This window comes from Vibrio sp. R10-SF1-ISO8, from assembly GCF_059833805.1.
Window position 1 is genome coordinate 152,364 of sequence record NZ_JCBDHL010000021.1, and the last position, 12,001, is coordinate 164,364.

Genomic DNA, 12,001 nt, shown 5'->3' on the forward strand with positions numbered 1-12,001 from the left:
AGCTTTAGGTTTTGGTAGCCTGCCTCGGCTACTCTTGATCTTTTTTAGCCAATTTTGCCAAGCTCTCTAATCTCGCTTTGACTTTAGGCGAGGCGCCTGTTGCGATCATTTCTAAATACTGCGCCGCTGTACCTGATATTGGGTCACGAGGTTTTGGTTTATCTTCACTGCGATTCTTACTTCGATACAGTTCAGGGTTGATTTGAACGCTCACCGCAATCAAGCGAGCAAAACCTTTTGATCGTAGCTGATTCAAAATACTTAACCGTTCGTAATCAATTTTCATCTTGATCCCGGCACTTGCCACCTCGAGGATCAATTGGTTATCGCGAATGTTTGCCACCCGGCAATGATCTTCCGTCCCTCTTGGTAGGATCGATTTTAATTCTTTGTTGATCAACATGATCTCTTTGGCATGTTGTTGCAATTGAGATAGTCGTGAATCCCCGATTATCTCATCCCCTAACGTCGGGCGGTGATCTCTCATGTTGAGCCTCTAATCAAATCGACAACTCTATTTTAGTCAATGCTCTAGAGCGAAGATAGAGCTTAATGCGAATAAACTTCCATCATATAACGAGAAAAAATAAAGAATGCTTCAAACAAATCACCTTGTTATTGGTTGTAAGAGGCAAAATTTCATAAACTATGCGCCACTTATAGTGATATAAGCCTTGAAATCTATAGTTGTCATCACAATATCTGAGGAAAGTGATTTATCTCAGTATTGCAGGGCGAACTTACCTTTCGAGATGATTTTTGCAGTAGTTTGTAACTTTATTATGCAAGGCAGAGCTTGCGCATAGTAGCTAGCCTACATAAGCAAGCGATAACGCGGCAGAATGAAGTTACAAACACTGCCCAAAGGGTTCGGCTAAAAGCGTTTTATTCTTTGTTGCAAAAAACTAATTTAGAGTACTAAACTGCGTTTCTTGCGCCGCGACTAAAACGTTTTTAGCTCGAACAAAATTTTACCTCGAAAGGTAAGTTCGCCCTATGTTCAAAACTGTTAGAGACTGAAGGCATTAAAAGTAGATCGGGCCCGATCTGGATAAAGAGAGATTCATAGCAAATGATAACTAAGCTACTGACAAAAGTGATTGGTAGTCGCAATGACCGAACACTGCGCCGTCTGAGAAAGATTGTAAAAGAGATTAATAACTACGAACCAACATTTGAAGCGCTTTCTGATGAAGAGCTAAAAGCGAAAACTGTTGAGTTCCGTCAGCGTTTAGAACAGGGTGAAACTCTAGATAAACTACTACCAGAAGCGTTCGCGACAGTGCGTGAAGCGTCTAAGCGTGTTTACGGCATGCGTCATTTCGACGTTCAGCTTATCGGTGGTATGGTACTGAACGCTGGTCAAATTGCAGAGATGCGTACAGGTGAAGGTAAAACGCTAACTGCAACACTTCCTGCTTATCTTAATGCGCTGCCTGGTAAAGGCGTACACGTTGTTACCGTCAACGACTACCTAGCGAAGCGTGACGCGGAAACCAACCGCCCTCTATTTGAATTCTTAGGTATGTCCGTTGGTGTTAACGTACCTAACATGCCTCCTCAAGAGAAAAAAGAAGCTTACCTAGCGGATATTCTTTACGGTACAAACAACGAATTTGGTTTCGACTACCTACGTGACAACATGGCATTCCGCGCTGAAGACCGTGTACAACGTGAACGTTTCTTCGCTGTAGTCGATGAAGTGGACTCGATTCTTATCGATGAAGCGCGTACTCCGCTAATTATCTCTGGCCCTGCAGAAGACAGCTCTGAGCTATACATTCGTATCAATACTTTGATTCCTCATCTGCAAAAGCAAGATCAGGAAGACTCAGAAGAGTACCGCGGTGATGGTCACTACACGGTTGATGAAAAATCAAAGCAAGTTCACCTGACAGAAACAGGCCAAGAGTTTGTTGAAGAGCTGATGATCAAAAACGGTCTGATGGAAGAGGGCGATACGCTTTACTCCCCAACAAATATCAGCCTGTTGCATCACGTGAATGCAGCGCTTCGTGCCCACGTACTGTTTGAAAAGAACGTCGATTATATCGTAAATGAAGATGGCGAAGTCGTTATCGTTGATGAACACACGGGCCGTACTATGCCTGGTCGTCGTTGGTCTGAAGGTCTTCACCAAGCGGTAGAAGCGAAAGAAGGCGTTAAGATCCAAAACGAAAACCAAACGTTGGCATCGATTACCTTCCAGAACTTCTTCCGTCTATACGAAAAACTGTCAGGTATGACAGGTACGGCAGATACTGAAGCGTTCGAATTCCAGTCTATCTACGGCTTGGAAACGGTTGTTATCCCAACCAACAAACCAATGGTTCGTAATGATATGCCAGATGTGGTTTATCGTACCGAAGCAGACAAGTTCAACGCGATTATTGAAGATATCAAAGATCGCGTTGCCAAAGGCCAGCCATCTCTAGTGGGTACAGTGTCTATCGAGAAATCTGAGCTTCTCTCTAATGCACTTAAGAAAGCCAAGATTAAACACAACGTACTTAACGCTAAGTTCCACGAGAAAGAAGCTGAAATCGTTGCAGAAGCAGGTACACCTGGTGCAGTAACAATTGCAACTAACATGGCCGGTCGTGGTACCGATATCGTGTTAGGTGGTAGCTGGCAGGCTCAAGTTGAGAAGCTAGATAACCCAACTCAAGAGCAAATCGATAAGATTAAAGCTGACTGGAAAGTGGTTCATGATCAAGTACTAGAAGCAGGTGGTCTGCATATTATTGGTACAGAACGTCATGAGTCTCGTCGTATCGATAACCAGCTACGTGGTCGTTCTGGTCGTCAAGGTGATGCGGGTTCATCTCGTTTCTATCTATCAATGGAAGACTCACTACTGCGTATCTTCACCTCTGATCGTATGGCAAGCTTGATTCAAAGCGGTATGGATGAAGGTGAGGCAATCGAATCTAAGATGCTGTCTCGCTCAATCGAAAAGGCACAACGTAAAGTTGAAGGCCGTAACTTCGATATTCGTAAACAGCTACTTGAATACGATGATGTTGCCAACGACCAACGTAAAGTGGTGTACGAGCTACGTGATGAGTTGATGGTTGTAGAAGACATCAGTGAGATGATCGAACAGAACCGTCAAGACGTTCTAACTGCGGTTATCGATGAGTACATTCCGCCACAATCTCTAGAAGACATGTGGGATGTGGAAGGTCTACAAGAGCGCTTGAAGAACGACTTCGATCTTGATGCGCCAGTGAAGCAGTGGCTAGAAGAAGATGACAAACTTTACGAAGAAGCACTGCGTGAGAAGATCATCGAAACAGCGATCACTGTATACAAACAGAAAGAAGAAGTGGTTGGCGAGCAAGTGCTGCGCAACTTCGAGAAATCTGTGATGCTACAAACGCTAGATACGCTTTGGAAAGAGCACCTAGCTGCAATGGATCACCTTCGTCAAGGTATTCACTTACGCGGTTACGCACAGAAGAACCCGAAACAAGAGTACAAGCGTGAGTCGTTTGAGCTGTTTGAAGGTTTGTTAGATGCGTTGAAGTCAGACGTGATTACCATTCTGTCTAAAGTTCGCGTTCAGCAACAAGAAGAAGTAGAGCGCATGGAAGAGCAGCGTCGCGCTCAAGCGGAAGAAGCAGCTCGCCGTGCTCAAGCGCAACATGCGTCAGCGCAAAGCCAGCTTGCAGATGGTGAAGAAGAGGCCGAAGGCGCGCACCAACCTATGGTTCGTGAAGAGCGTAAAGTTGGCCGCAACGAGCCTTGCCCATGCGGTAGTGGTAAGAAGTATAAGCAGTGTCATGGTCAGATTAACTAATTAGATCATCACTGTATAGAGGTTGAAGAGTCGCTTAGGCGGCTCTTTTTATATCTAATGGTTATCTCAAAAATAGTCAGCCACAATGCAGGGCATGACAATGGAAAGTAAATAGGAAGTCTGATGAAACGAATTCATATCGTCGCCGGAATTATCTTCAATCAAGATAAATCTCAGGTGTTTATTACTAAGCGCCCTGATGACAAACATAAAGGCGGCTTTTGGGAGTTTCCTGGTGGTAAGGTCGAGCAGGGCGAAACGATCGAGCAAGCCATGGTTCGCGAACTTGAAGAAGAGATTGGCATTACCACGACTGAGCAAGCGCTGTTTGAACACCTTGAGTTTGACTACCCTGACAAGTCGTTGAAGTTTGATTTTATGACGGTGACACAGTTTGAAGGTCAGCCTTATGGCAAAGAAGGGCAACAAGGAGAGTGGGCGGCGATCGCTGATCTCTCTAACTATGCGTTTCCTGAAGCCAATGTCCCGATCCTAGAGCGTGTGATTAAAGAGTTTTCCTAAACGATCAAATTTCCTTAAACGATCAAAGCCCCCTAGCCAGCGGTAGTGAATACTGTTAGTTTTAATGGATTGGCTAAAAAAAACGATTATTCGAAACGGAGATATGCAATGGTACGTATTGCAGTTGCAGGAGCAGCAGGCCGAATGGGCCGTAACCTAGTTAAAGCAACTTACCTAAATCAGCAGGCGCATGTTGGCGCTGGTTCAGAGCGACCAGAATCTTCACTCGTGGGTGTGGATGTCGGTGAACTGTGCGGCGAAGGTAAGTTTGATGTTGTTCTGACTGACGACCTAGCAAAAGAGATTGAAAACTTTGATGTCATCATCGACTTCACGGCGCCAGCAAGCACGCTTGTTAACTTGGAGCTGTGTCGTCAACACGGTAAGAGCATTGTTATTGGCACGACGGGATTCACCGATCAAGAGCGAGAACTCATTGATACGATTGCCAAAGAAGTGCCTGTAGTGATGGCACCGAACTACTCAGTTGGCGTTAACTTGGTCTTTAAGCTTCTTGAGAAAGCGGCCAAGGTTATGGGTGATTACTGCGATATTGAAATTGTCGAAGCACACCACCGTCACAAAGTGGATGCGCCTTCTGGTACGGCTATTGGCATGGGTGAAGCGATTGCTGATGCGATGGGTAACAAGCTCAATGATGTCGCTGTCTATGCTCGCGAAGGTATTACTGGTGAGCGTACTAAAGATGAGATAGGTTTCGCGACGATTCGAGCGGGTGACATTATTGGTGAGCACACGGCCATGTTTGCTGATATCGGTGAGCGCGTTGAGGTGACTCATAAAGCAACCGACCGTATGACTTTTGCTAACGGTGCTGTTAAAGCCGCCGTTTGGCTAAATGAGAAGCCAGCAGGCTTCTATACCATGACCGATGTGTTAGGGCTCAATGAGCTGTAAATCAATAATTATGCGCTGGGCTTGCCCGGCGCTTTTTTTATCTAGCCAGTAATGCTCGTTTAATAAACCTGCTGGAGTACGCTGGTTACATGAGTTTTTAGTGCTTATTTTGCCTTTTATGATGTGTTTTTTGCTTTAAGTGTTCAAAAGTGTTGGTTAACTTTGTTTGTTCAACGTTTGCGCAAAAAGTGAAAACAAAACTGTGATCTGTAATGAGTGAAAAATGACACAATTCATAAATTTTTCATCTCACCCTTCCATTGCTCTGACTAAACTTTGTTTTTTAGCCATCTAAAACCCTTTTTTGATTTAACTGCTCTAAATGTCCAACTTATTTTCACGACTCTGTTGACACAAATCACAACCATCATTAGAATACCGCCAATTTGTCTAATTTCCATAAACACGCACTTTTGAGTGTTGCAGGAAGGTAGATTTGCAAATTAAATCAATTTTAATGCATTTTTATTCCGGAGGTTGTCTTGAGCAAGTCAGCACTGCTAGTCCTAGAAGATGGGACAGTATTTCACGGTGAATCCATTGGCGCAGATGGTTCTGCTGTCGGTGAAGTCGTTTTTAACACCTCGATGACGGGGTACCAAGAAATCCTCACTGATCCTTCCTATTCTCAACAAATTGTTACTCTTACTTACCCTCACATTGGCAATACCGGAACCAATTCCGAAGATGAAGAATCCTCTTCAATCCACGCACAAGGCCTTGTGATTCGCGACCTTCCTCTTATCGCTTCTAACTTCCGTAACGAACAATCCCTTTCTGACTACCTTAAATCGCAAAATATCGTCGGTATTGCTGATATCGATACGCGTAAGCTCACACGCATTCTGCGTGAGAAAGGTGCGCAGAACGGTTGTATCGTAGCAGGTAACAACCTAGACGAGGCTCTAGCGCTAGCTAAAGCGAAAGAATTCCCTGGCCTAAAAGGTATGGACCTTGCGAAAGAAGTTACAACAAAAGAAGCGTATCAATGGAAACAAGGTTCGTGGACGCTTGAGGGTGGACTTCCTGAGGCGAAAGACGACAGCGAACTGCCATATCACGTTGTTGCCTACGACTTCGGTGCAAAACGCAATATCCTGCGCATGCTTGTTGACCGCGGCTGCCGCCTAACGGTAGTACCTGCAGAAACATCAGCAGAAGAAGTATTGGCTCTTAACCCAGATGGTGTGTTCTTATCAAACGGCCCGGGTGACCCAGAACCATGTACTTACGCGATTGAAGCGACAAAAGTCTTCCTAGATAAAGGCCTACCGATTTTCGGTATCTGTCTTGGTCATCAAATCCTAGCGCTAGCTTCTGGTGCTCAAACGGTGAAGATGAAGTTTGGTCACCACGGTGCAAACCACCCAGTTAAAGACCTAGACCGTAACGTTGTAATGATTACTTCTCAGAACCACGGTTTTGCTGCGGATGAAGCAACACTACCTGAGAATCTACGTGCCACTCACGTGTCGCTATTTGATGGCTCACTGCAAGGTATCCACCGTACAGACAAGCCAGCGTTTAGCTTCCAAGGTCACCCAGAGGCGAGCCCAGGTCCAGAAGATGCGGCACCGCTATTTGACCACTTTATCGAACTCATTAAACAACACAGCGCTTAATTCGGAGTAGTAGAGAATGCCAAAACGTACTGACTTAAAAAGTATTCTAATTCTAGGTGCAGGCCCGATTGTTATCGGTCAGGCATGTGAGTTTGACTACTCTGGTGCTCAAGCATGTAAAGCACTGCGTGAAGAGGGTTACCGAGTTATCCTTGTAAACTCTAACCCTGCAACCATCATGACTGACCCAGACATGGCGGATGCAACTTACATCGAACCAATCCAGTGGGAAGTGGTTCGCAAGATCATCGAGAAAGAGCGCCCAGATGCGGTACTACCAACTATGGGTGGTCAGACTGCGCTTAACTGTGCTCTAGATCTAGAAAAGCACGGCGTACTTGAAGAGTTCGGCGTAGAGATGATTGGTGCAACGGCTGACGCTATCGATAAAGCAGAAGACCGTTCTCGCTTCGATAAAGCGATGAAATCTATCGGCCTTGAGTGTCCACGTGCCGATACGGCGAAAACCATGGAAGAAGCCTACGGCGTCCTAGAGATGGTTGGCTTCCCTTGTATTATTCGTCCTTCATTCACTATGGGTGGTACCGGTGGTGGTATCGCTTATAACAAAGAAGAGTTCGAAGAGATTTGTCGTCGCGGTCTAGACCTTTCGCCAACTAACGAGCTTCTCATCGATGAATCCCTAATCGGTTGGAAAGAGTACGAGATGGAAGTGGTTCGCGACAAAGCCGACAACTGTATCATCGTATGTGCGATTGAAAACTTCGACCCAATGGGTATCCACACAGGTGACTCAATCACAGTAGCGCCAGCTCAGACGCTAACGGATAAAGAGTACCAGTTGATGCGTAATGCATCTCTAGCAGTACTGCGTGAGATTGGTGTAGAAACAGGCGGTTCAAACGTACAGTTTGGTATCAACCCGAAAGATGGCCGTATGGTTATCATCGAGATGAACCCACGTGTATCTCGCTCTTCTGCACTAGCGTCTAAAGCGACAGGTTTCCCAATCGCTAAGATTGCAGCGAAACTGGCTGTAGGCTTTACTCTTGATGAGCTACAGAATGACATCACTGGTGGTGCAACTCCTGCATCATTCGAACCTACTATCGACTACGTAGTGACTAAGATTCCTCGCTTTAACTTCGAGAAATTTGCTGGTGCTAACGACCGTCTAACGACTCAGATGAAGTCAGTAGGTGAGGTTATGGCGATTGGTCGTAACCAACAAGAATCGCTACAAAAAGCACTTCGCGGTCTAGAAGTTGGCGCGACTGGCTTTGATGAAATGGTTGACCTAGATGCGCCAGACGCACTAACAACTATTCGTCACGAGTTAAAAGAAGCGGGCGCTGAGCGTATTTGGTACATCGCTGATGCATTCCGTGCAGGTATGTCTGTCGATGGTGTATTTAACCTAACGCAAATCGACCGTTGGTTCCTAGTTCAAATCGAAGACCTAGTGAAGCTTGAGCAAGAGCTTAAAGTGAAAGGTTTCGCAGGCTTGAACAAAGAAGAACTGAAAAAGCTGAAGCGTAAAGGTTTCGCAGATGCTCGCCTATCTAAGATTCTAGGTGTATCTGAAAGCGAAATCCGTCGTCTACGTGACCAGTACGATATCCACCCAGTTTACAAGCGCGTAGATACCTGTGCGGCTGAATTCTCGTCTGATACCGCTTATATGTACTCATCTTACGATGATGAGTGTGAAGCGAACCCAACTGACAAAGAGAAGATCATGATTCTTGGCGGTGGTCCTAACCGTATCGGCCAAGGTATTGAATTCGACTACTGTTGTGTACACGCATCACTAGCGCTACGTGAAGATGGCTACGAAACTATCATGGTTAACTGTAACCCTGAGACAGTTTCAACAGACTACGATACTTCTGACCGTCTGTACTTCGAACCAGTAACACTGGAAGACGTACTAGCAATCGCTCGCGTTGAGAAACCAAAAGGCGTTATCGTTCAGTACGGTGGTCAAACGCCACTGAAACTGGCTCGCGCACTTGAAGCCGCAGGCGTGCCAATCATCGGTACTAGCCCAGATGCTATCGACCGTGCAGAAGACCGTGAGCGCTTCCAAGTTGCTGTCGACCGTCTAGGTCTTCTACAGCCAGAGAACGCGACGGTAACGACAATGGAACAAGCGGTAGAGAAAGCGCGTGAAATTGGTTACCCATTAGTTGTACGTCCTTCATACGTTCTTGGTGGTCGTGCGATGGAAATCGTATACGACGAGCAAGATTTACGTCGCTACTTCAACGAAGCGGTAAGCGTATCGAACGAATCTCCAGTTCTTCTTGATAGTTTCCTAGACGATGCAGTTGAAGTGGATATCGATGCTATCTGTGACGGTGAGCGCGTAGTTATCGGCGGTATCATGGAGCACATCGAGCAAGCGGGTGTTCACTCAGGTGACTCAGCATGTTCTCTTCCTGCATACACGCTAAGCCAAGAAATCCAAGACGTAATGCGTGAGCAAGTTGAAAAGCTAGCGTTCGAGTTGGGTGTTCGTGGTCTGATGAACACGCAGTTTGCCGTTAAGAACAACAAAGTATACCTAATCGAGGTTAACCCTCGTGCAGCACGTACTGTACCGTTCGTATCGAAAGCAACAGGCGCACCAATCGCTAAGATTGCGGCACGTGTTATGGCGGGTCAATCTCTAGAAGCTCAAGGCTTCACTAAAGAAATCATCCCACCATACTACTCTGTAAAAGAAGTGGTGTTACCGTTCAACAAGTTCCCAGGTGTTGACCCACTGTTAGGCCCAGAAATGCGCTCAACAGGTGAAGTAATGGGTGTCGGTGCAACATTCGCAGAAGCTTACGCAAAAGCAGAACTAGGTTGTGGCAAGGTATACCCAGAAGGTGGCCGTGCACTACTGTCTGTTCGTGAAGGCGATAAAGAACGTGTTGTAGACCTAGCGTCTAAGCTGTCTAAGCTTGGCTACCAGCTAGATGCTACTCACGGTACAGCGGTTATTCTCGGTGAAGCGGGTATCAACCCACGTCTAGTTAACAAGGTGCACGAAGGTCGTCCGCACATTCTTGACCGTATCAAGAACAATGAGTACACCTACATCGTTAACACGGCGGCAGGTCGTCAAGCGATTGAAGACTCAAAAGTACTTCGCCGTGGCGCACTAGCAGAGAAAGTGAACTACACCACAACGCTAAACGCAGCATTTGCAGCTTCTATGGCTCATACTGCTGACGCTTGTGCATCTGTAGCATCGGTTCAAGAGCTACACGCAAAAGTGAAAGCGAACGAAGCGTAATAAAAATCAGTAAGCTCAACTGAGAGCTTATATGACAACCTTATTGCCCACTCATTTGAGTGGGCTTTTTTTTACTCTTATTGATGAATTTTTGGAATGAATTAAAGTCTAATCTTTCTCTAAGAGAATTGTTAACTTAGTGATATTTTGGCTGATAGAAACTGATAACCGATTGATTGAGAATGGAACTGACACTCGAAATACTGACGATACTTTTCTTCGTGGCGACCGCAGCGGGATTCATTGATGCCATGGCTGGGGGAGGGGGACTACTTACTCTGCCCGCGCTACTCGCGGCTGGTGTCCCTCCGACTCAGGCGCTCGCGACAAACAAGCTTCAGAGTTCATTTGGCAGCTTTTCTGCCAGTTGGTATTTCGTGCGCAATGGTATTGTCAGCATTAAAGAGATGCGCCTTGCAATCGTTTGTACTTTTATTGGCTCGGCGGTGGGTGCGGAAGCCGTCCAGTACATAGACGCAGGGGTACTGACGAGTCTAATTCCGATTTTATTGGTTGCGATCTCGCTCTATTTCCTAATGATGCCTAAAGCGAAACAACATAAAGGTGAGGCAAAGCTATCTGAAGCCATGTTTGCTTTCTCGGTTGGCGGAGGTGTCGGCTTTTATGACGGCTTCTTTGGCCCCGGCACTGGGTCAATATTCACTGTCTGTTTTGTTGCACTAGGTCACTTCTCGCTGGTGGATGCGACAGCGCGTACTAAGGTGCTTAACTTCACCTCTAATATTGCAGCGCTGCTGTTCTTTATTTTTGCCGGATTGCCGATTTGGGAGTTGGGGCTTGTGATGGCCGTCGGAGGATTCATTGGGGCACGGCTCGGCGCTAAAGTGGTCGTTAGCAAAGGACAACAGTGGATTCGCCCATTGGTGATTACGATGTCGATACTGATGGCAGCAAAGTTATTGTGGCAAGAGCATTCACCGTGGTTACTCTCTTTTATTGCTTAGTGTTTTAGTTAGTGAGTATTAAGTGATGTATTTGCTGACTTAGCTATCGAAGCAACCACTTTATCAACTAGGGCTTTGATTCGTTGATTCTTATACGAAGAAGCGCGCAGGCACACATGCAGCGGGCGATAGAGTGGCTGCAACTGCTCAAAGTGATGGCAATGCTGTTGCTCGATCTTTAGCGTTTGGATGACGGATAAGGGCACCAAAGCAGGAGCAATCCCAGAAAGGGCAAGCTGGGCTGCCGCAGCATAAGAGTCCATCTCCATCACTGGTGTCATGGCAAGACTTTTGAGGATCTTTAGCTGGTAGGTATTGGCGGTATTGGTAAGATCATTGGTAATGATCTTGCTTGGCAGTTGCTTAAGAGGGCTATCAGATACAATAAAAAACGGCTCGTCGATAAGGTGAAAAGTTTTGAGTCCATGCTGCGGAGGAAGTAAACCCGCGCAAATACCTAGGTGCGCTTTGCCAGACTGAACATGCTCAACGATTCGCGGTGTATGATTGGTGGTGATGCGAATATAAGGATCGGATTTAAAGTGCTCACCAAGGATATCTGCAAGGTAGCTGGCGACTAAAGTTTCGGAGCAATCAACGCTTATGGTGCTCTGCTCCTCCATTGATTGTTGCTCATAGATACGGCCCCTCAATTCATTGAAGGTTGGGCCAATACTCTCGATAAGATTGAGTGCATCTTGTGTTAGCTGAACATTTCTTCCATCTGGAACAATCAACTTTTTGCCCAGTTTCTTCTCAAGGTTAGCAATGCGTTTGCTGACCGCTGATTGGCTAATATAGAGCTGGCTGCCAGTACGGCTCATGGTTTTGGCCTTACTGAGCGCTAACAGTGTTTCTATACCTTCTAACAGCATGCCATCATATCCATAAGAGTCGAACAGGTGTGATACTGTACCCAATAAAA

The 12,001-nt window shown here is 46.0% G+C and carries 8 protein-coding genes; 6 read left to right on the forward strand and 2 right to left on the reverse strand.

What is annotated here, in order from left to right; translation table 11 throughout:
* Positions 1-28: 28 nt before the first annotated feature.
* Complete coding sequence (locus AC6R00_RS18700; RefSeq protein WP_004744947.1) at positions 29-487, reverse strand: DUF721 domain-containing protein; 459 nt, start codon at positions 485-487, stop codon at positions 29-31.
* Positions 488-1,072: 585 nt separating this feature from the next.
* Between AC6R00_RS18700 and secA the strand changes: the two genes are divergently transcribed.
* The 6 genes from secA (at position 1,073) to AC6R00_RS18730 (ending at position 11,076) form a co-directional block, all read left to right on the forward strand.
* Positions 1,073-3,802: a preprotein translocase subunit SecA gene (secA, locus tag AC6R00_RS18705; RefSeq protein WP_500641526.1), complete on the forward strand. Its 2,730-nt coding sequence runs from the start codon at positions 1,073-1,075 to the stop codon at positions 3,800-3,802.
* A gap of 123 nt (positions 3,803-3,925) precedes the next feature.
* Entirely contained in the window at positions 3,926-4,324 is a 399-nt protein-coding gene (gene mutT, locus AC6R00_RS18710) for an 8-oxo-dGTP diphosphatase MutT (RefSeq protein WP_171323043.1), read from the forward strand.
* 108 nt (positions 4,325-4,432) lie between these two features.
* The gene (dapB, locus tag AC6R00_RS18715; protein WP_171381838.1) at positions 4,433-5,242 is read left to right on the forward strand and encodes a 4-hydroxy-tetrahydrodipicolinate reductase; all 810 of its coding nucleotides are present in this window, start codon (positions 4,433-4,435) and stop codon (positions 5,240-5,242) included.
* Between the two features lie 482 nt (positions 5,243-5,724).
* Entirely contained in the window at positions 5,725-6,864 is a 1,140-nt protein-coding gene (gene carA / locus AC6R00_RS18720) for a glutamine-hydrolyzing carbamoyl-phosphate synthase small subunit (RefSeq protein WP_500641527.1), read from the forward strand.
* Positions 6,865-6,880: 16 nt separating this feature from the next.
* Positions 6,881-10,111, forward strand: a complete 3,231-nt coding sequence (gene carB / locus AC6R00_RS18725; RefSeq protein ID WP_004744941.1) for a carbamoyl-phosphate synthase large subunit — start codon at positions 6,881-6,883, stop codon at positions 10,109-10,111.
* 182 nt (positions 10,112-10,293) lie between these two features.
* Positions 10,294-11,076, forward strand: coding sequence for a TSUP family transporter (locus AC6R00_RS18730; RefSeq protein WP_500641528.1), 783 nt, complete (start codon positions 10,294-10,296; stop codon positions 11,074-11,076).
* 8 nt (positions 11,077-11,084) lie between these two features.
* Here AC6R00_RS18730 and AC6R00_RS18735 read toward each other — a convergent pair whose 3' ends face one another.
* Positions 11,085-11,951 (reverse strand): LysR family transcriptional regulator, encoded by an 867-nt coding sequence (locus AC6R00_RS18735; RefSeq protein WP_500641529.1) that lies wholly within the window; start codon positions 11,949-11,951, stop codon positions 11,085-11,087.
* Positions 11,952-12,001: the final 50 nt, after the last annotated feature.